The organism is Lacrimispora sanguinis (assembly GCF_044987295.1).
GTDB classification, from domain to species: Bacteria; Bacillota; Clostridia; order Lachnospirales; family Lachnospiraceae; genus Lacrimispora; species Lacrimispora celerecrescens_B.
This window is the reverse complement of sequence record NZ_CP173277.1, coordinates 115,922-137,725: the sequence shown is the minus strand read 5'-3', so window position 1 is coordinate 137,725 and position 21,804 is coordinate 115,922. Positions and strand designations below refer to the sequence as shown.

Genomic DNA, 21,804 nt, shown 5'->3' with positions numbered 1-21,804 from the left:
ATACCTCCCTAATAAGTATAAGTTTATTATAGTTTCCGCCTGACTTAGTCAAACAGGATAACCATCTTTCTTAGATCCGCCGGCGGCTGTTTCATAGATTCAAACACCTTACCGATTTCAGAAAACGGAATATAATGACTGACAATTCCATCGATCTGAAATTCCCCTGCGGTCATCTTTTCAATCGTCGGAACAAACTGCCCGCAGGACATTCTGGTTCCAATGATCTCTAACTCTCTGCCATTGATCATGGCTTGAGTGATATTCTCCGGCTCTGTGCAGAATCCCAATGGAATAATCCTGCCGCCGTTTGCAATAATTCCCGGCTTCATGACCTGAAAAAGAGAACCGGGGTAGCAGGCGGAATCAAAGATAACATCCACTCCGGCTCCTTCGGTAATTTCCTGAACCCTTTTAACCAGGTCTTCATCTCTCGTATTAATCACAAAATCAGCGCCATAGGAAATCGCCCGTTCCAACGAACTCCCGTTAATATCGGCACAAATCACCCGGCAGCCTTTCGCCTTGCAGGTCTGAAGAATGATCGCACCAATCGTACCGCTTCCCAGTACCAGTACCAGATCCTCTTTCGTAACCCGGCCTCTTTTTGTACAGTGCCCTCCTATGGCAAAGGGCTCCACTAATGCTGCATCCTTAAACTCCATGGCATCCGGAATCAAATATACTTCATGTTCAGGAACCACAAAATATTCCCGCCAGCCGCCGTCTATCGCCGCACCTCTTGCCTTGACAGTCCGGCATACATTCCGCCTTCCGCTCTTACAATGCGGGCACTCACCGCACGCAACAACCAAATCCACTACCACCCGGTCGCCTTCCCGTACCCTCGTCACCCCGCTTCCGGTCTTTACAATCACTCCTGCATTCTCATGGCCAGGAACTCTTGGAAATACTGCCTGAGGATTTTCTCCCAGGAACAGATGGATATCAGACCCACATACTCCTGCCGCCTTCATCTGCACCAACACTTCGCCCTCTCCCGGCTCCGGAATCGGGAGATCAATCACCTGATACTGAAAAGGCTCTGTAATAATTACCTGCTTCACTCTCTTTGTCTCCCTTCAATTTACATGACATCCACTATGTGGTATATATTAGTATTCTAATATATTAGTATATCTGTTAGTATAAGGATAGCATGTTTATAAACGACAGTCCATTTACTAAAATAACAAAATCAGCAATTTCTTTTTGTACACATTGTACATATTTCTATTTTTTGCAACAAAAAAAGCATAAAAATGCAGGATGCAAATTTTTATGCCCTTATCTTACTGACCTTATTAATCTTACTAATCTTTAAAATAATGAGGATAAACCTCTCTTACTTCCTTTTCCTCACCGATATACCTGGTTAGATGTTCTACCAAAATCGTACCCGCCAGCTGCCTGTCCTTGGCCCTGATTGCGTCAACAATCCTTCTGTGGTCGGAAACCACTTTCAAATCCTTTACCGCAAACAGCGCCATACGCCTTAAACGGTCCGAATGAATGGAAAGCCCATTGCTGATATTATAAATCAAATCCTTTTTGCAGATACTGAACAGCATCTCGTGAAACAGATCATCAAAATGCAGCAATTCTCCCGACCAGCCCTGTGCAGCATAAAACTCCTGCAGCTTTAAGTTTTCTTCCAGCCGAACGATATCCTCCTGCGTTGCCATCTCACAAGCCAGTTCCACGATCGCCCTCTCAAGCACCAGGCGCAAAAAACGTGCTTCATTCACCAGCTCCAAATCAATCAATGCAATCCGGCTCCCCTTCTGGGGATAAATTTCAATAATCTTGCTTTTGCTGAGTTCCATGATGGCTTCTCTTACCGGAGTTCTGCTAACGCCCAGTTCCGCAGAAACCTCCATATCATTCAGACTACTCCCCGGCTCCAAATCCAGAGAAATAATGTTGTCTTTAATAATCCGCAACGCATATTCCCTTGCGATCTCTCCTGACTTACGAGGTTTCACCTGCATTTTTAAGCTCCTGTCTTTGCATATTTTTTCTAATTATTTTAATGTAACCATTCTTCCGACTAATATACTAGCATATTGAACATCGCTTAGCAATCTCAAACAGAAATCGCCTTAAGACATAATGTTCCGATATTCCTGTTTCCACTTCTGAATCAGCTCGCCGGCCCCTTGAAGACGCTTGATCGGGTCCTTTTGAAACAGCCGTTCAAGCTCTTTTAGGCTGTCTGCCTGAGCTGCCTTTGCCTGTGCCTTTTCTTTTTCTATTTCGCACTCCTGCCTCATTTCATCTGTAATGAGAGCCTGGAACCGCTCATTTAACACCAGCCCCGTATTCCACTGGGTCAGATGGCATATTCTTTTTAAAACCTCATCATTTTTTTCCAGATCAAAGGATTTCTGATAGGCCTGACAGGCTTTGTCCGTCATAAACAGTCTGGCATAGGCTGCTCCCAGATTATTATAGATTTTAGCCTGAAAGGCGTTATCTCCCCGGTCTGTCTTTGGAAGGTCCAGAATTTTCCGGTATTCAGCCTCAGCTTTTCCATACTGCTGTCTGGAAAAAAGATAATCTGCCTTTGCCTTAAACAACTCTGCGGCCGGCATCCGGCGGTAAGCAGTCAGATTCTGACGGAACCGGCTTACTTCGGAAGCAGTATAGTAATCACATTCGTGAAGGATCATGGCAAGAAGTTCATCCGGTTCCTCGCCGCTCTGCTGCAATTTTTCCAGCTTGGCAGCCAGAAAAGCCATATCTAAATCCTCACGGATAAACTGGATCAGGTTATCATCCACAAATTGATCCATAACCAATATGGGATTGTTATAAATCACATAGCAAAGCTCTTGGGAGGAAAACAGGCGGACTCCCAGGCCTTCAAAATAAAAAGGGTGTTTAACCGGCTCTTGCCGGCAAAGAATCAGACTCATAGCATAACCTCTTGCCTTATCACGGCCTCCGTAGCAGGGAACAACTCACCAAAGCCCTTGTCTTTCAGTACAACTGCCATTGTTTTTTCATCCAGAAATCCAAAGCTGATCCCTACCCGGACGGTTCTGTCCGTCCGGTTTGGAAATCCCTCCAGCGGGATCTTCACCAGCCGTTTTTGCTTAGGATCCATAGGTGTTACCATGAATTCCACGTAATCCTGATGATCCACAATCAGATCCACGCTGCTCTTTGCTTCATACCAGCTGTCACCGGCAGCAGCTACGACCAGCTGGCTTTCCCGTTCCTTATGAAGCACCTTCATGGAAATGGTGGAGTGAAGCCGCCCTTCGCAGATGCAGGTAAAGGGATAGGAGGTCTTTTCCTGCAGATAATCCATTCCTTTAAAAGCAGCTCCCCTGGCAAACAGCTCCGGTTCCATATAGACCTTTCTGCGGGAACAGAGTATCTTCATGGAATCTGCTGCCCAGTCGTGGCGTTCAAAGCCTTTTCCCGTCAGAAATACAGATGAAAATAACTTCTTCTGAAGAAGCCTGTCCGCGCAGGAGCTTAAGATTTTATCCGCCAGCTTTCCTCCGGAAGGTGTATCTAAAATATCCAGATTAAAACTTTCCTCCAAAACCTCATCCTCTGCAATGACTACCATCTTCCGAAGGCCCCTCTGCACCTTCAGTTCATGATAGTGAAAAGAGTCTTCCGATAAGTCAAATACGCCTACCTGATTGCTCCAGACTTCTTTTTTCTGGCTGAGAGTATAGTAAACAAAGCTTTCCGTATGGCTTATGATGTGCACACGATCTCTTGGAATCTCTAAGTAGTCCGCACAATACATGAGGGCATCCATCAGCTTACTATCCACCTTCTGCATGGTGATCACCAGCTGTTTCACCTCATCGCAGAAAAACTCTTCCATGGGAAGCTTTAATATCTTCTTTAAAAACATCTTTAAAAGGTCAAGACCTTCGTATTTGGTTCCGCCCAGTGTTGCGGTCCCTTCTTTTCTAACTATTTTTATCAGCTTGTCTACAATAATGCCCTCGCCAACAAGAGTATAGGCATAAGCCTCTTCTCCTACAAACCAGGCATCCTCATCCTTTTTCCTGCAGATGACTGTAGGAAAGCACCATGATTTTTCCCTGTCATGGCAGCATATGCGGGTATAGGCATCGCAAAGGTCAAGCCCTATGATCAGTCCGTCCATTGACAGCCCCCTTATCTTACATCAGTGGAAATAATTCTTCCGCAGCAGCATTCTTTTTTAAATACTCCTGCATCCGATTTTTGAGCCCGTTTTCATCCTTTAAGCTAAAGGACAGGCTCATTTCGTTTAAGCAGGCAAACCTGCTGTCTGAAGCCTCCTGGGAGCTTCCTGTGTCGCAGCTGACGCTGCCTTCTTTTTTTAAGACCCACTCTTCGTCTATCAGTTCCCTCACCTGGTATTCCATGATCTCGCCTTCAAACAAAATCTTCTGTTTGACGAAAACTCCCTGGTACATCCTGGAAATATCCTCACTGTGGAACTCTTCTTCATCAGGTAGAATTCTTACCAGCAATTCCACCTTGGAATCTCTTTCCCCACAGTACTGGATCATGGCTTTATCCATAATATCCTCCGGCAAGGGAACATCGTTTGCCAGAGCCTTAAAATACGGGAACACAAGGCCTTCTTCCAAAAGGAAGGATACTGTATCCCGGCACAGTTTCTTCTGCTCTTCGTCAAGAGCAGGAAGTTTTGAATAATATTTTGTTATGGCCAGTAAATAAATGGTTGGGAGACGGCCTTTCACGGAAGCAGCCCGGACCGTTCCCTCCAGATAAGCAAAAATCTTTTCCTCCGGCTCTTTATCCTCCATAAAATACGAATTGCATTTTAAGGTAAAATAAGCCTTCACGATCATGTCACTGGTTTCCTTGCGGCTCCGGTAAAGACCGAACACCTTATCCAGCTTAGAACTGCGGCCGGAAAACATCATCTGAGCGGTCAGACGTTCTTCCAGATCATATGTTTCCACATGCTCGGAAACGCCTTTCATAAGAACTTGATACATATGATCCGTCAAACCGTTAAAATGTTCACATAAGTAGTCAAGGATCACACCGTCGCTTTTTCCTACCTTGAAAACATCGTAAGCCAGATGTAACAGCAATGGATCTTCGTCAAAGAGATTCTTAAGTATCATTTTCGTACACAACTCATAAAGCCGTTCCGTCCGAATCCCTTCATTGCCGAATTCCCGTATCATTAAGAACGCCTCTTCCGTGTAGTTGTTATGGATAAGTGTATCGCAGACGCTGATACGCTCTTCCTTGGAAAGGACATTTTTATCCAGTTTAAGCAGATATCCGGCTCCTTCCTCTCCATCTTTCCGGTCGGATGCCTGCCTGCCGTAAAATTCAATAACTTTGGATAGAAGGAGTTTCTGAAAAAGAGGCCTCAGCTTTTTATCCTCTAAAGTGCCTTCTAATATCTTCACTTCTTCCATGTCCGAAGCTCCGTCAGCCAGAATCTTTTCGCAAGCCCGAAGCCGAAGCATGGAATGCTCCGGATATAGTTCAAAGCAGCGTTCTTCCAGTTCCGGGCGGTCCATGATAGGTTCTATCGTATAAGGAATGTTGGCATACCGGTTGCCAAAGGCATCCTGAAAAAGCAATATGCTGTGTTCCGAAAACAAGGGCACATAGGCAACACCATTGTCAAGAAGGAATGCATCCTCCTCTGTCATTTCCTCATAGCACACAATGACATACTTCATCTTTTTATTGCTGCATTCCACCCGGTAGGACCGGAGTATGGAAGGCAGCACCTTTGCCATGGGAAGATCGATCACGTCCTTTAATATCATCCGCTCATAAATCCCGGCCAGCTGTTTGTCAATCCGAGATTCAAACAGCTGTTCCGTAGCAAACTTCTCGATCGTCCGCTCATAAGCCTGATAGAGAGGGTCGGTCGGTTCCAAATAAACAAGAACGTTCTTATAAAGGACGGCCCTGCTGTGGAGATCCAGCTCATTTCCTCCATAGGAAAAATAAAGGAGCACTTCCTTTGGAAGGAGATAACAGTAATTACCCGGCAGAGCATACAAATAATATTCATAAAGCCGCGTCAGGCTGATCCCCGCCTTTACCCCTTTCTCGTACCAGGAAAAGGCTTCCGCCATGCGGCATTCCCCTTTGATTAATAAGGCGCAGATCGCCTCAAGCACCTCTTTTATGGGATGCTCCTCATAAAGCTTAACTAACATCCGGTATTGCAGCCGGTTAAAATGCTTTGCCGTCAGGGTAAGCCTGGATACGGCTACCGCCAGCTTTTGGTCTATAATCCCTTTTCCGGCGCAATGGTAAAGGATCTGGAGTTCCATGGAGCCTATGGCTCTTACGATCTCCGGTGAACGATTTAACACCCTGCAGCCCCAGATATAGAAAAACGGGCTTCTGACGCCCATTTGAAACTGCTTTTTCATCATGGCTAGCAATGCAGGCAGATTCTCAAATAGCTTGTCATCCAGTTTTATAAGCAGCAAAAAAAGCCAGAAGAGTCTTCTATCTTCTTCCAGATATTTTTTCATGAGACGGATCAGGGATTCCTTCTGGTACTCATCCGGCTGTACCTTTAAACGCAAGTACTGATAATAACAGTAAAGCTCCCTTTTTTCCTGGCGGTCCATAAGGATCTCATCTCTGCACTCGTCAAGGAGCAGCGCCGCTTTGGAAGGATTCCCCTGTCCAAGGAATATCTCTGACCGGAGCAGCTTAAGCAGGCCGCTTTCGCCCTTCATCAGTTCAATCTCGTCAAGGGCCTTTCCCATCTCTTCATATAAAATATTTATATCCTTCCGCCCGTACTCTTCTTCCAGGCGAAGCCGTAAATACCGGCTTAAGGCTTCTTTTGCAAAAGCGTCTTCAGCGGATACCCCTCCTCCGGGGTTATTGACCGCCATAACAGGGATGACAAAACGTTCTTCAATTCCGGTTATGAGAATCCTTCCGGAATTCTCTCCCTGATGCATACGTTCCGGATGGACCAAAAAGGGAACCCTGCATTCCTCTTCTTCAAAATCCTGCTCCACAATGCTTTTCTTTGGCAGCTCTATAAAATCACAGTCCGTTGTAACTTCCAGGTTCACATAGCCCCAATCGCTGCGCTTTATGATCACCCAATCTGTTAAAACTTCCTCAAGTTCTCCAAATCTCCGCTCCTCGGTTTCCGTCCATAGCTGGACTGGCTTTTTCACCTTTAAAGCGGTCAGAAACTCTTCCAGTTCCTTTCTTCTGTCAGGCCTTCCTTTTAATCCATCGTAGATTGCCCTTACATGAAGATCCTGCATAAAAGGAGCCGTGGCAAAATCCCGGTACTCAAACAAACGAAGAGCCGTGTCCATATCCTTTTTAGCCGTATCTGCAAAATCATCTGCTGTTTTTAAATCACTCAGCGCTTTTCCTGACGTGCTCAGTTCCACGCAAAAAGAATAAGGGACTTCTCTCTCGCCGCCATTGGTAACCAGATAAAAAGAGCCCTTAATCACATCTCCATCTTCCAGGTAACTACTGTTTATCTCATAGACCAGATGGTTATATGTACCGCCAAATGCTCCGCTTATGAGTTTGACACGGAAGTTTGACGAATATGCAAGTCCTTTTATGTGTAAATTATTCTCACTGGTAACGACAAGTTCCCGTCTGGTGGCTCCGCCTGAACGAACCACATCATCAATTTCCCACGGTGTCACCTTAATCTTTGGAATCTCTGAATCAATGATGCCCTTTGCCAGCCTGTTGATCCGTTCTCTCATAGTACCACCTGTATCTTTAATTTCCTTATCATATTTAGCTTGTTTGATTTCAATTACTCTATATTCTATCATATTTTCTATTGATTTAAAACCCTAAAATTGGTATGATAAATAAAAACTGTGAAAAAAAGGACAAACGATCATGACAACCAACGAAAAAGCTTTATTGCTGCACGAAGAATGGAAGGGAAAACTGGAAATCATTTCCAAAGCAAAGGTAAAAAGCAGAGAAGATTTAGCCCTTGCCTACACCCCGGGCGTAGCGGAGCCCTGCAAAGTCATTGCTGAGAATCCGGAAGCCGCCTATCTATACACAATCAAATCAAATACCATTGCAGTCGTTTCAGATGGAAGTGCTGTTCTTGGACTTGGCAACATCGGACCTCTGGCCGCTATGCCCGTTATGGAAGGAAAAGCGGTGCTTTTTAAGGAGTTTGGAGGAATCAATGCCATCCCCATCTGTCTGGATACCCAGGACACCGAAGAGATCATTAAGACCGTGGTGAATATTGCACCTGCTTTCGGCGGGATTAATTTAGAGGACATCTCCGCTCCCCGTTGTTTTGAAATCGAAGAACGGTTAAAAGAGCTGCTTGACATCCCCGTATTCCATGACGACCAGCATGGAACGGCAATCGTAGTTCTTGCAGGCATTATAAATGCCTTAAAAGTGACAGGAAAGACAAAAGAGGAATGCAGAATTGTTGTAAACGGTGCCGGCTCCGCAGGTATTGCCATTACAAAACTTCTTCTGTCCTATGGTTTTCTTCATATCACCATGTGTGACCGTGCCGGTATCCTTGCAAAGGGCATGGAAGGCTTAAACTGGATGCAGAAAAAGATGATGGACGTGACGAATCTGGAAGAGACTCATGGTTCCTTGGCAGATGCTATGAAAGGCAGCGATATTTTCGTAGGAGTGTCTGCTCCCGGAATCGTAACGGAAGAAATGGTCGCTTCCATGAATCCTGATGCCATCCTGTTTGCTATGGCTAACCCGGTACCCGAAATCATGCCTGATCTTGCCAAAGCGGCCGGCGCAAAAGTAGTCGGAACCGGCAGGTCTGATTTCCCTAACCAGGTCAATAATGTAGTTGTGTTCCCCGGCATCTTTAAAGGTGCATTGGAGGGAAGAGCATCTGCGATTACAGAAGACATGAAGCTTGCTGCCGCATCTGCTATCGCTGACCTTGTATCTCCCTCAGAATTGAACGAAAACAATATCCTGCCTGAAGCTTTTGATCCTCGTGTTGCATCTGTCGTAAGCCAAGCAGTCAAAAAACTTATCCGGCAGTAGAAAACATGGATGATCCGGTTTAAAGCTGCTTTCACTATCCTTGAATTTACGGCGCAGCAAGCGCAACACTGGAGGTAACCCCTTACAGGGATACCAAAATGCCCAAAAAGCGCGGGCAGGAAAGAGGTAACTATGCTGTCAGAACCTATGACCCTGTACAAACTGATGATTTTATACATGCTTAAACAGGTTAATTTCCCCCTGACAAGCGCACAACTGTCAAACTTTTTTCTGGAGCATGAATATACCACATATTTTACGCTCAATCAGGCATTGAATGAACTGCTGGAGGCCAGACTGCTTCATGTGGAAACCAACCATAACAGCAGCCGGTACGAGATCACCAGGGAAGGGGAAGAGACCCTTTCCTTTTTCGGTAGCAAAATCTCACCCGCCATCATCAATGATATGGATGAATATTTAAAAGAGAACAAATTCCGGCTTCGCAACGAGGTAGGCGTAACTGCTGATTTCTATAAATCCACCAGCCATGACTACATCGTTCACTGCCAGGTCCGGGAAGGAAAAAACTGCCTGATAAACCTGGAACTATCTGTTCCGGACAAAGACCAGGCAGAGATCATGTGTGATCACTGGAAATCAAAAAGTCAGGAAATTTATGCATTTGCCATGAAGTCACTGATGAGCGGTTCTTAACATATCATCTAGCAGAAACACAAGGGGGAATTATTTTGAGAAAAATTCAGACAAAGAAAACATTGTTTCCGAAGATAAACGACCAATATCAGCTATATTTGAAACAGTTAAAGAAAAAAAAGTTCCGTTTCAAGGTAAGGTTGGTTTTAACCGTCATCCTTCCCATATTTATTTTTGTTGTTTTCATCAAAGCAGCAAAAACCTTTATCAGAATCAAAGTACGAGATCTTTTTACAAAACCGGTTCATGACAGTAAGCTTAAGAAGCAGGGAATTCCGGTCACCGTTAAGGGAGAGCAAAATTTGTCCATTGCCCATGACAAAAAGGGGTGTAATGAAATATGATAATCGTTGATTTTGCCAGGGAACATATTAGCATGGCAAACGCACTGGCACTAACCTGCTACAAAGAAGAGCATTGTCAGGTACCGGCTCTGCCATGTGTTGATGAATTCCCTGACTTAACCTGCTTTGCCGATAACGGTCTGGGTGTCGCAGCATTTGAAGATGATGAAATGGTTGGGTTCCTGTGCAGTGTCATGCCTTTTAACAATGCATTTCACTCTACTGACGTTACGGGCGTTTTTTCCCCTATGTGGGCCAATGCGGCAACGCTTAAGAACAGAGCGAATATTTATGCAGCCATGTATCAGGATGCTGCCCGCAAGTGGGTACGTGCAGGTGCTGTCAGTCATGGTATTTGCTTATATGCACATGACGAAATCGCTCAGAATCAATTTTTCAAATACGGTTTTGGTCTACGCTGCATTGATTCAATCCGCCCTATGGAGCCATTTGGCTGCAGGACTTGTGAAGAATATGAGTTCTTAGAACTTTCATCAAGCGAGTACGCTTTGGCATACCCACTTGAATCAATGTTAAACAAACATTTTAACAATAGTCCAACTTTTATGAACCGTGAAAAAGAAACATTGGAAGCCTTTTGTGATACGTGCACAAAAAATCATGAACGATGCTTTGTGTCTCTATACCAGGGCAAAGCTTGTGCTTATTTAAAAATTTCAGAATCTGGCGAAACCTTTATAACTGAATATCCAAATTACCGCCATATTAACAGTGCATTCTGTCTGGAGGAGCATCGAGGCAAAGGAGTATATCAAGGTCTGCTGGATCATGTGATAAAAACCTTGAAAGCTGAGGGTTACACTCACCTCGGTGTAGACTTTGAGAGCATCAATCCAGCCGCATATGGTTTCTGGTCCAAATATTTTGTACCTTATACCCATGGCGTTGTACGGCGTATTGATGAAAGGATTTTGTCAGGAAATTCTCACTTTAATTAATAAAAAACGGATTCAGTATTATATTCTGAGCTGCCCCCAATAAATTAGACCAAAAAATCTAACTTATTGGGGGCACATCATCCTCTCCTGTTGGTGCTTTTCTGCTTTACATTTTTCCATAAATCTTATCACAAACCCACGCCGTCCTTGCGGCCGTGTACAATGTACTTGGGCAAATATCTTCACCGTTTAATTCATCTACAATGGATTGAATAAGATTCTGCTGTATGTGTTCAGGCGTTTCAACCGGTAGTTCACGAACTGTAAATCCGTTTTCACTTATGTTTTCATGAATAATAGCCCCTGTGCCGAAGCATTCAAACGAAATACGCCCCTTACTGCCTATAATCTCAATTACATCTTTCTCTGTACCGGCGGCAAAACACCAATCACCGCTGCCCTGTATGCCGTTTTCAAAGGAAAAACAAACGTTGAGCATATCCTCTGGCTTATAATAATGCGCTTGGTTTGTAAAAAGACTTTTTACTTCATTTATTCTACCGAATAAAAAATCCAGTATGTCCAACTGGTGTACGGCTATATCCATAAAAATTCCACCGCCTGAAATATCGGGCTCTATATGCCAGTCTTTACCCGCCTTTTCATTTTCATAAGCCGGACGGTAATACGAAATATGTACAAATCGCACCTCGCCTATTGCGCCTTGCTCCAAAAGCTCGCTTACCTTTAAAAAACGCGGCAGCCTTCGTCTGTAGTACGCAGTAAAGGCTTTCGCTCCGGTTTTCTCGAAAGCCTTTACTATCTCCATATGGTCTTCATAGCAAAGCGCAACCGGCTTTTCTATATAACATGGCTTTTTAGCCTCTGCGCACTTGATGGCATGTTCTTTGTGAAATCCTGGTGGTGTGGCAATGTATATAGCATCTATTTTCGGGTCGCTTAACATTTCATCAATATTATCATATACCTTGGTTACGCGGTGCCGCATGGCATAATCTTCCGCTTTTAAACGCGTACGGTTTGTTACACCGTAAAGCACTGAGTTACACGCTTTATAAAAGCCGGGACCGCTTTTTTTTCGGTAACATCACCACAGCCAACCATTCCCCAGTGTATTGTTTTCATTTGTCTACTCCCTTCTAATACACTTTATATGCTTATTTTACCGCGCTTTTGAACCTAATATTTTCTGGCACCTGTTCGTCCTATGTTATCGCGGTTTGGTGAATCTAATATAAATCCAGTACGCTTCACATTATACCCTATAATTATCTATTGCAAATATTATATCAGAATTATCCACTTATTGGAATAATAAATAATTATGAAACGATATTTAATCTAAAAATAAATATGTACTTTGCATACAGTCCATACTATCCATATTAGGCACGATAGCATACCGGTTATGGCCGAAAGTATAGTTACTCCATTTATAATAATTCTTCCAATCCATAAGAAGGGCAGAAAAGCGAAAAGGGATGACAAACTTAAAAATCAATCAAACTAAAAGCGGGATGGGTATAGAATTCTCACTTTAATTAACAAAAAAGCTGATTCAGTATTATCATCCTGAATCAGCTTTTTCTTATCCCTGCATAAACCGGTTTAAAAATTCTTTTGTTGAGTTTTTCTTTGGATTCCCGAAAATATCAGCCGGAGCACCCTCTTCTTCAATTACGCCGCCTGCCATATAGACCACACGGCTGGACACATCCCTGGCAAATGCCATTTCATGAGTTACGATGATCATGGTAAGGCCTTCATTTGCCAGAGTTCTCATAACCGCAAGCACTTCCCCTACCATCTGGGGATCCAGTGCGGAAGTTGGCTCGTCAAACAGCAGAATCTCCGGTTCCATGGCCAAGGCTCTTGCAATGGCCACCCTCTGCTTCTGCCCCCCGGAAAGCTGCTTTGGCTTAGCATTGATGTAAGGAGCCATGCCTACCTTCTCTAAATACATCATCGCTTTCTTTCTGGCTTCTTCCTTATCTTTTTTCAGCACCTTTATCTGGCCTACCAAACAGTTTTCCAAAACAGTCATGTTATTAAATAAATTAAAGCTCTGGAACACCATACCTACTTTCGTACGATAGGAAGGAACGTTCATCTTCCGGTCTGTAATGTCTACATCATGGTACAGGATTTCACCGGTAGTAGGAGTTTCCAGCAGATTGATACAGCGCAGCAGTGTTGACTTTCCGGAGCCGGAGGCTCCGATAATACAGGTCACATCGCCGGCATTGACAGAGAAATCAATGTCCCGCAGCACCACATTCGTTCCAAAGGTTTTACTCAAATGATGGATCTCTAAAACTTTTTCGCCTGTCATTTATTTATCCTCCTTCTCTTTAGGATCTGGGAATTTAACCAGGCCGCTGGTATAAGCCAGCGTATCCGTGGTAGCCAGATCGTAGCTGTCTGGACCATCCATCTTCTTCTCCCAGTAACGAAGGATTCTGGAACAGGTAAAGGTCAGGATGAAATAAATGACCATGGTGATGCCAAATGCTTCGAAATAGGTATAATACGCGCCTGCAACGCCCTTTGTGGCATAAAACAACTCCACCACGCCGATAACGGAAAGCACGCAGGTATCCTTAATATTGATAATTAAGTTATTGCCGATCTGAGGCATGATATTGCGCAGTGCCTGAGGCATGATAACATTGACCATCGTCTGAAAATGGGTCATACCGATGGCCTTGGCTCCCTCGGTCTGTCCCTGGTCAATGGAAAGGATTCCTCCTCTCACGGTTTCAGCCATATATGCCCCTGTATTAATGGATACAATGAAATAGGCAGCAAAAGCGGTTGACATGTTAATGCCAAACAGTACGGAAGAACCGTAAAATATAAACATGGCCTGAACCATCATAGGAGTTCCGCGGAATACCTCCACATAAACATTTAAAATGAATTTTAGTAACTTTAATAAAAACCTTTTTATCGGATTATCACTTTTTAAAACCGGAATTGTCTGGATAATTCCCACGGCAAAACCGATGATGCAGCCGATGAATGTGCCGACAATGGCAATTGCCATAGTCTTTCCTGCCCCGCTTAAAAAGGAAGGGCCATAAAGCTGCAGTATAAATACAATTCTTCCAAAAAAATCTGATGGCAAAGACATGTTCTACCTTCTCCTTCTCGTACTCCCTCGAAACAGAACAAGCGGCACGAAAGAAGAACACTCTTGTTCCGTGCCAGCAAGACCTGATTCTATTTTTATTCCCGCATGCAATGAGCCAGGCGCAGGACTGTTTGCATTCCTGCATCCGATAAACGTGCGGGGTTTTCTCAACTGGATTACTTTGATAATGGCTGAACGGAAATCGCTTCTTCCATCATCTTGTTAAAATCATCCTTGCTCATTTTGGCAAGTATTCCGTTTATGGCATCCTTTAATTCCGTATTGCCCTTCTTTAATGATATACCGATGTTCACATCTTCATCAGAAACCTTAAACTCACCCTCTGTTCCGGTGAAATCAAGGAGCTTAAAGTCAGGATAAGCAACTAACGCTGCCTGTCCGGTAGGCTTGTCTGTTACTACCAGGTCGCATCTTCCGGAGCTTAAAGATACCAGCATAGCCGGTGCGGATTCCTGGGCAGGCTGAATATCTGCGCTTGGAATCTGAGGCAGACAGTTATCATACCAGATGGTATTTAACTGTGAAGTAGCAGTTGCTCCGGCAAAATCAGCAACACTCTTTGCATTCTCATACTTGCCTCCTGCTTTTACCAGGGTTACTATGGTCGCATAGTAGTAAGGATCTGTAAAATCAACGGACTGCATACGTTCTGCGGTAATGGACTGACCGGCAATGACACAGTCAACTTTTCCGGACTGAACAGCAGGAACAAGGGAATCCCAGTCCAGCTTAACAATCTCCAGTCCATAGCCCAGTTCATCTGCAATCTTTTTAGCCATCATGACATCATAGCCATAAGCAAAATCAGAGCTTCCGGAAATAGGAACGGCTCCGCCTGCATCTGTCGGCTGGGTCCAGTTATATGGTGCGTAACTGCACTCCATGGCAACCTTTAATACCTTCTTATCTCCTGTTTCCTTACCAGTGCCTGTGGCGGAATTACCGCCTCCGCAGGCAGTCAGAAAGGCTGCTGCCAGGGTTGCTGCCATAAGAGTTGATACGATTTTTCTTATTATCTTTTTCATAACTGTTTTCTCCTCTTCCTACCTAGATGAACTCTATGTAATAAATAGGTTCATTATAAAAAGATTTTTACTCCTTGTCAAGACTATTTACGGATTCTGAAATTAAGTCCCATATTTCTTCCCTGCCCTGCTTGGTCTCTGCAGAAAAAGGAATCACTGTTACATCACTTCCAATCCCAAGCCCTGTGCGAAGAACTTTTAACGCTTTCTGCACCTGGCTTCTCTTGAGCTTGTCCAGTTTGGTTGCAATGATGATTGGCTGGTAGCCATTGTGTACGATCCAATCGTACATGGTCTTATCATTTTCCGATGGTTCGTGGCGGATATCGATCAGCAAAAACACGCAACGGAGCATGGAGGACTTATGAAGATAGTTTTCTATCATTTTCCCCCACTTTGCTTTCACTTCCAATGATACCTTGGCATATCCATAACCAGGAAGATCCACATAGTATAAAGCATCATTGATGTTATAAAAGTTAATGGTTTGAGTCTTCCCCGGCTGGGACGAGGTTCTGGCAAAGGATTTGCGGTTCATCAGGGCATTTATGAGAGAAGATTTTCCCACATTGGATTTGCCCGCAAAGGCAAACTCCGGCTTTGTATTCTCCGGAAGCTTACTGGTTATTCCACACACAGTCTCCAGCTCAACTGATTTAATGATCATATGGTTTCCTCTTTCCTGCCCATGTTCTCTGGGCATAAAGGTATACCCGAAGGGTATTTCCTCTTTCCTGCCCATGCTTTTTGGGCATACTTATGCTTCTATTCCTGGATGAAAGCTTCTTTTAAAACCTCCGGCATGTTCTTCACATATATGATTTCCAGATCTCCGATGATTTCCTCTGACAGTTCTGCAATATCCGGGCGGTTCCTGTCGGGAACCAGAACCTTCTCCACATGAGCCATACGTGCAGCCAGAATTTTTTCCTTAAGGCCTCCAATGGGCAGGACACGGCCGCGAAGAGTAATCTCCCCTGTCATGGCCACCTTGGCGTTTACCTTCCGGTTTGTGACAGCAGACAGCATAGCCGTTGCCATGGTGATTCCTGCCGACGGGCCATCCTTTGGTACGGCACCTTCCGGAATGTGAAGGTGGATATCATGTTTTTCAAAGTAATCATCCTTTACCTTATATTCCGGGCATACAGACCTGATATAGCTTAAAGCAGTCTGGGCGGACTCTTTCATGACATCTCCCATTTGTCCGGTCATCTGAAGGCTTCCCTTTCCCGGCATAACATTGACTTCAATTTGAAGGGTGTTGCCGCCGACGCTGGTCCATGCAAGACCTCTTACGATTCCCACCTGGTCTTCTTCATTTACATCCTCAAAGAGAACCTTTTCCTTGCCTAAATATTTCTCTAAGTCGTTTGAATTTATCTCAATCGCCTTTTTTCCATCTTCCAGGAATTCTCTTGCAGCTTTTCTGAAAACAGCTCCGATCCGCCTTTCTAAATTCCTGACTCCGGCCTCTCTGGTGTAGTGGTGAATGATCTTTTCAAGAGCCTCGTCTGATATAGACACCTGATTTGGCTTAAGCCCATTCTTTTCCCGCTGCTTTCTTACTAAGTAATTCTTTGCAATATGGAATTTTTCATTCTCCGTATAGCTATTTACTTCAATTACTTCCATACGGTCAAGAAGCGGCCCCGGAATGGTTGTCGTGGTATTGGCCGTTGCCAGAAACAGCACATTCGATAAATCAATGGGAATCTCAACATAATGATCCCTGAATTTTACGTTCTGCTCGCTGTCCAGCACCTCCAAAAGGGCGGAAGAAGTATCACCCTTATAATCACTGCTGACCTTGTCAATTTCATCAAGGAGCATTAAGGGATTGCTAACTCCTGCCTGCCTTATAGCCTCTACAATCCTGCCGGGCATGGCGCCCACATAAGTTTTCCGGTGTCCGCGGATCTCCGCTTCATCCCGGATTCCTCCAAGGCTGATCCTTACATACTCCTTATTTAACGCCTTTGCTACTGATCTGGCAATGGAAGTCTTTCCTGTTCCAGGAGGTCCTACCAGGCAGATAATGGGACTGGATCCTTTTTTGGTCAGCACACGGACTGCCAGATATTCTAAAATCCGCTCCTTTACCTTCTCAAGGCCGTAGTGATCCTCATTTAAGATCCCCTCTGCATGGGCGATGCTGTTATCATCCTTTGAAAGCTTCTTCCACGGAAGCTCCAGGACTGTCTCAAGGTACATACGAACCACATTGGCTTCCTGACTTCCACCGGGCATCGCCTTAAATCGATCAATCTCCTTTTGAATCTTATCCTTGGTCTCTTTATTAGCCTTTAACGCTTTCAGCTTCTTTAAGTACTCATCTGCATCGGACAGAGGGTTATCCTCTCCAAGTTCCTCCCGGATCACCTTTAGCTGCTCCCTTAAGATATAATCCTTTTGGTTCTTATCGATCCGTTCCTTAACGTGGGACTGTAATTCCCGTTTTACCTTTGTGACCTCGATCTCCGTCATCAGCTGCCTTACAACCAGCGCATACCGATCCTCTAAAAGAGCGCTTTCAAGCACTTGCTGGCGTACCCGGTAATCCCAGGAAAGCTGTACGGCAGTCTGGTCCAAAAGTTCACCAAGTTCTGCAAGCACCATAAGACCCGGAAGTACTTCCTTTGCAATCTTTGGATTCTCCTTGCCGTACTCCTCCAGCTTTTCTTTTATGATCTGGATCATAGCTTCTCTTGCAATATAATCAATGGAATCATCTGCTTCCAAAGTCTTTTCAACTTCACCGATGAGCATGGGCTCCTCGCTGTCAAGAGTCAAAAGCTCTACCCGCTCCATACCTTCTACCATAACGCGGATCACATTATTCGGCAGCTTTACCAGCTGCTTGATGAGAGCCACGGTACCGACCTGATACAAATCCTCGATTCCAGGGTCGGTTTCCTCAGAATTCTTCTGTGTAACCAGACATACTTTCTGATCTCCTACCATCGCCTTCTCCACAGCCGCAATGGATTTTGTCCGGCTGATATCAAAATGCAGCATCATTTTGGGAAGAACAGTCATGCCTCGCAGGGCGATAACTGGCATTGTGATTGTCTTATCCACCATTGTGTTCTCTCCTTTGCATTCAAAAAGGTGTTCCAGCAGATTTTCTCGCTGTAACACCTTCCCGACTCATGCAGGGACCTATGCGATCTCGCCTGTCTTATCTTTTCTTAACTTCTGAGCCAGTGATTTTCTCGGGACTGCCGTGTCCCTGTAAATCAGCTCCGGCTCACCCTTTTTATCTACAACATCCCTGGTAATCGTGCAGATTCCGATGCTGCTGTCAGATGGAATCTCGTACATCATTTCCATCATTACGCTTTCCATAATGGAACGCAAACCTCTGGCACCTGTTTTTCTCTCCACTGCCAGCTCTGCGATCCGCTCAACTGCTTCTTTGGTCAGCTCAAGCTTCACATCATCCAGTTCGAACAACTTTTGATACTGCTTAACCAGAGCATTCTTCGGTTCTGTTAAAATCTTCACAAGCGCTTCCCGGTCCAGAAGCTCTAAAGATACGGTAACCGGTACTCGGCCGATAAACTCCGGTATCAATCCGAACTTCACAAGATCCTGAGGAAGGGTCTTTTTCAGAAGATCATCAATATCTGTCTTGTTCTTATCTACGATTTCCGCATTAAAGCCGATGGAACCGGCACTTAACCTGCGTTCAATGATTTTTTCCAATCCATCAAAGGCGCCGCCGCAAATAAACAGAATATTGGTCGTATTGATCTGTAAAAGTTCCTGGTGAGGATGCTTTCTTCCTCCCTGAGGCGGAACGCTTGCAACCGTACCTTCCAGGATCTTTAAAAGGGCCTGCTGTACGCCTTCGCCGGAAACATCTCTGGTAATGGACACATTTTCCGACTTCTTTGTTATTTTATCAATCTCATCAATATAGATAATTCCATACTCTGCCCTGCTGATGTCATAATCAGCCGCCTGGATGAGCTTTAAAAGGATGTTCTCAACATCCTCGCCCACATAACCGGCTTCTGTAAGGGCGGTGGCATCTGCGATGGCAAACGGAACATTTAAGACCTTTGCCAACGTCTGCGCAAGATAGGTTTTACCAGAGCCGGTAGGACCTAACATCAGAATATTACTCTTTTGCACATCCACATCCATTTTTTTTCTGGAAGTAATTCTTTTGTAGTGGTTATAGACTGCTACAGACAATACTTTTTTTGCGTTATCCTGACCAATGACATACTCATCTAAAAAAGCCTTGATTTCCTTTGGCTTCATCAGGTTGATATCACCAAAATCAGGTACGTCATCCTCATGGCTGTCAAATTCTTCCTCTAATATCTCTGCGCACAAATCAATGCATTCGTCACAGATGTAGACATTATTGGAACCGGCAATGAGTTTCTTTACCTGGTCCTGGGTTTTCCCGCAAAAAGAGCATCGGATCTTGTCGTCTGTTCTGACCGGCATATACACACCTCATTCTTTCCTAATACATTGCCCTGCTTTCTGAGCATAAAGGGATACCCGCAGGGTGTTTCCTATTGCATTGCCCTGCTTTCTGGGCATAAAGGGATACCCGCAGGGTGTTTCCTATTAATCGTCCTGGCTGCCTGGGCTTAAGGGATTAGCGGTCGTGGCTGTAGATGATATCATCAATCAAGCCATATGCTTTCGCCTCTTCCGCATTCATGTAATTGTCACGCTCTGTATCACGTTCAATCACTTCATAAGGCTGGCCAGTGTTTGCGGACAGGATTTCATTTAAACGTTTCTTTATCTTCAGTATATTCTCAGCTACGATCCGGATCTCTGTGGCCTGGCCCTTTGCTCCGCCGGATGGCTGATGAATCATAACCTCCGCATTTGGAAGAGCGAACCGTTTTCCCTTTGCTCCGCCGGCCAGCAAAAATGCTCCCATGCTGGCTGCCATGCCCATACAAACGGTAGAAACATCACATTTAATATAGTTCATGGTATCATAAATTGCCATGCCTGCGGTAACGGAACCGCCGGGGCTGTTGATATAGAGGTTGATGTCCTTATTCGGATCTTCTGCCTCTAAAAATAACAGCTGAGCCACAACAAGGCTTGCTGATACATCGGATACCTCTTCTCCAAGGAAAATGATCCTATCCTTAAGAAGTCTGGAATAAATATCGTAAGAGCGTTCGCCCTTGCTGGTTGATTCAATGACATAAGGTACTAAACTCATCTGTCTTCCTCCTGTCTGATTTTCCTATATTTTGCCTGCGCTTTCCGGGCGTAAAGGGATACCCGCAGGATATCTCTTATCAAAGTCGAATAGACTCCGGACAAAATGCCAGGAATCTATTCAAGGGATACTTCTTAAACTAATTTTGCTTCTGCAACAAGAAAATCTACTGCTTCCTGAACTGCAAGATCTTCCTTCATCTGCTGGATACCGATCTCTCCAAGAGATTCTTTTACCACAGACACTTCCATCTTATAAGCTTCTGCCATGCTGGCAATTTCTTTCTCAACCGCTTCGTCAGATGCAGTGATGTTCTCTGCTTTCACAACAGCTTCCAGTACCAGTCTTGTCTGGATTCTCTTAAGAGCCTGTGGCTTCATCTGCTCTTTTAAGGACTGAAGAGTCATGCCTGTAAATTTCATATACTGGTCAAGAGACAGGCCCTGGCTCTGCATTCTTCTTGCATAATCGTTAACCATGTTGTTCACCTGGCTGTCGATCATCGGCTCAGGAATCTCCATGGTAGCATTTTCAACAATCTTCTCTACCACATGATCTTCATTCTCTGTTGCTGCCTCTTTCTCTTTTCTTGAAGCAACCTTTTCCCTGATGTCGTTCTTGTATTCTTCCAATGTTTCAAATTCAGAAACTTCGCTTGCAAACTCGTCATTTAACTCAGGAAGTTCTTTTTTCTTGATTTCCTTAACGGTCACCTTAAATAATGCAGGCTTTCCTGCCAGTTCCGTTGCATGATACTCATTTGGGAAGGTTACGTTAACATCACACGCTTCTCCAATATTCTTGCCGATCAGCTGATCTTCAAACGTATCAATGAAGGAATGGGATCCAATGGTAAGAGGATAATCCTCACCTTTTCCGCCTTCAAATGTCTTTCCATCTACAAAGCCTTCAAAGTCGATCACCGTCTGATCACCGTTCTCTACGGCTCTGTCCTCTACAGAGACAAGTCTGGAGTTCTGTTCCTGAACTCTCTTTAATTCGGAATCAATATCTTCCTCGGTCACTTCAGCAGATGCCTTGGTCACTTCGATTCCCTTATACTCGCCAAGTGTTACTTCCGGCTTAACAGCTACTGTTGCCGTATAGATCAGGGTCTTACCCTTTTCTACCTGTACAATGTCAATCTCAGGTCTGGATACAATGTCCAATCCGCTTTCTTCCGCTGCATCACCATAGGTTGCGTCAAGAGCCTCGTTTACTGCATCTTCATATAAAATGCCTGCTCCATACATCTTCTCAACCATGGCCTGAGGAGCTTTCCCTTTCCTGAAACCAGGGATATTGAATCTGCCCTTATTCTTATTGTAAGCCGCAGTAAGAGCCTTATCAAACTCCTCCGCCGACACTTCTACCGTTAATTTTGCCATGTTCTTTTCTAATTTTTCTACTTGTAAACTCATTAAAGGGTTCCTCCTTGAAATATATGTGAACCGCCAAATCAACAGGGCGT

General features: G+C 44.5%; 18 protein-coding genes. 4 read left to right on the top strand and 14 right to left on the bottom strand.

Translation table 11 applies throughout. The annotated features are described in order from the left end of the window. Positions 1-44 precede the first annotated feature (44 nt). The 5 genes from ACHZES_RS00605 to ACHZES_RS00585 form a co-directional block, all read right to left on the bottom strand. Positions 45-1,067 (bottom strand): alcohol dehydrogenase catalytic domain-containing protein, encoded by a 1,023-nt coding sequence (locus tag ACHZES_RS00605; protein WP_395547326.1) that lies wholly within the window; start codon positions 1,065-1,067, stop codon positions 45-47. 246 nt (positions 1,068-1,313) lie between these two features. Next, positions 1,314-1,991: a GntR family transcriptional regulator gene (locus ACHZES_RS00600; RefSeq protein ID WP_038280772.1), complete on the bottom strand. Its 678-nt coding sequence runs from the start codon at positions 1,989-1,991 to the stop codon at positions 1,314-1,316. Positions 1,992-2,102: 111 nt separating this feature from the next. Beyond that, positions 2,103-2,918, bottom strand: a complete 816-nt coding sequence (locus ACHZES_RS00595) for a hypothetical protein (RefSeq protein ID WP_395547327.1) — start codon at positions 2,916-2,918, stop codon at positions 2,103-2,105. Then, complete coding sequence (locus ACHZES_RS00590; RefSeq protein WP_089987923.1) at positions 2,915-4,138, bottom strand: DUF5716 family protein; 1,224 nt, start codon at positions 4,136-4,138, stop codon at positions 2,915-2,917. Before ACHZES_RS00590 ends, ACHZES_RS00595 begins: the two co-directional genes overlap by 4 nt. Before the next feature lie 16 nt (positions 4,139-4,154). Further along, positions 4,155-7,799, bottom strand: coding sequence for a DUF5717 family protein (locus tag ACHZES_RS00585; protein ID WP_395547328.1), 3,645 nt, complete (start codon positions 7,797-7,799; stop codon positions 4,155-4,157). A 70-nt stretch (positions 7,800-7,869) separates the two neighbouring features. Here ACHZES_RS00585 and ACHZES_RS00580 point away from each other — a divergent pair, with 70 nt between their 5' ends. The 4 genes from ACHZES_RS00580 to ACHZES_RS00565 all read left to right on the top strand — a co-directional run bounded on the left by ACHZES_RS00580 (position 7,870) and on the right by ACHZES_RS00565 (position 10,984). Continuing rightward, complete coding sequence (locus tag ACHZES_RS00580) at positions 7,870-9,024, top strand: NADP-dependent malic enzyme (RefSeq protein WP_395547329.1); 1,155 nt, start codon at positions 7,870-7,872, stop codon at positions 9,022-9,024. 132 nt (positions 9,025-9,156) lie between these two features. Continuing rightward, on the top strand, positions 9,157-9,681 hold the full coding sequence (locus ACHZES_RS00575) for a DUF4364 family protein (RefSeq protein WP_038280766.1): 525 nt from the start codon (positions 9,157-9,159) through the stop codon (positions 9,679-9,681). A 35-nt stretch (positions 9,682-9,716) separates the two neighbouring features. Next, positions 9,717-10,025 (top strand): hypothetical protein, encoded by a 309-nt coding sequence (locus ACHZES_RS00570; protein WP_154520863.1) that lies wholly within the window; start codon positions 9,717-9,719, stop codon positions 10,023-10,025. Next, a complete protein-coding gene (locus ACHZES_RS00565; protein WP_395547331.1) occupies positions 10,022-10,984 on the top strand; it encodes a GNAT family N-acetyltransferase in 963 nt (320 codons plus the stop codon). Before ACHZES_RS00570 ends, ACHZES_RS00565 begins: the two co-directional genes overlap by 4 nt. A gap of 106 nt (positions 10,985-11,090) precedes the next feature. On the opposite strand, the gene ACHZES_RS00560 is transcribed toward ACHZES_RS00565, so the two are convergent. The 9 genes from ACHZES_RS00560 to tig all read right to left on the bottom strand — a co-directional run bounded on the left by ACHZES_RS00560 (position 11,091) and on the right by tig (position 21,754). Beyond that, positions 11,091-11,984, bottom strand: a complete 894-nt coding sequence (locus ACHZES_RS00560; RefSeq protein WP_404820307.1) for a Gfo/Idh/MocA family protein — start codon at positions 11,982-11,984, stop codon at positions 11,091-11,093. 549 nt (positions 11,985-12,533) lie between these two features. After that, on the bottom strand, positions 12,534-13,277 hold the full coding sequence (locus ACHZES_RS00555) for an amino acid ABC transporter ATP-binding protein (RefSeq protein ID WP_395547332.1): 744 nt from the start codon (positions 13,275-13,277) through the stop codon (positions 12,534-12,536). Continuing rightward, the gene (locus tag ACHZES_RS00550; RefSeq protein ID WP_395547689.1) at positions 13,278-14,072 is read right to left on the bottom strand and encodes an amino acid ABC transporter permease; all 795 of its coding nucleotides are present in this window, start codon (positions 14,070-14,072) and stop codon (positions 13,278-13,280) included. Positions 14,073-14,254: 182 nt separating this feature from the next. Then, a complete protein-coding gene (locus tag ACHZES_RS00545; protein ID WP_038280760.1) occupies positions 14,255-15,124 on the bottom strand; it encodes a transporter substrate-binding domain-containing protein in 870 nt (289 codons plus the stop codon). A 67-nt stretch (positions 15,125-15,191) separates the two neighbouring features. Beyond that, positions 15,192-15,791, bottom strand: a complete 600-nt coding sequence (gene yihA, locus ACHZES_RS00540) for a ribosome biogenesis GTP-binding protein YihA/YsxC (protein WP_038280759.1) — start codon at positions 15,789-15,791, stop codon at positions 15,192-15,194. A gap of 98 nt (positions 15,792-15,889) precedes the next feature. After that, positions 15,890-18,208 (bottom strand): endopeptidase La, encoded by a 2,319-nt coding sequence (gene lon, locus ACHZES_RS00535; RefSeq protein WP_038280757.1) that lies wholly within the window; start codon positions 18,206-18,208, stop codon positions 15,890-15,892. Between the two features lie 78 nt (positions 18,209-18,286). Beyond that, positions 18,287-19,588 carry an ATP-dependent Clp protease ATP-binding subunit ClpX gene (clpX, locus tag ACHZES_RS00530; RefSeq protein ID WP_038280756.1) on the bottom strand — a complete coding sequence of 434 codons (1,302 nt, stop codon included), beginning with the start codon at positions 19,586-19,588 and terminating at the stop codon, positions 18,287-18,289. Positions 19,589-19,745: 157 nt separating this feature from the next. Continuing rightward, entirely contained in the window at positions 19,746-20,333 is a 588-nt protein-coding gene (gene clpP / locus ACHZES_RS00525; protein ID WP_395547333.1) for an ATP-dependent Clp endopeptidase proteolytic subunit ClpP, read from the bottom strand. Positions 20,334-20,467: 134 nt separating this feature from the next. Continuing rightward, positions 20,468-21,754, bottom strand: coding sequence for a trigger factor (gene tig, locus ACHZES_RS00520; protein ID WP_154520870.1), 1,287 nt, complete (start codon positions 21,752-21,754; stop codon positions 20,468-20,470). Positions 21,755-21,804 lie beyond the last annotated feature (50 nt).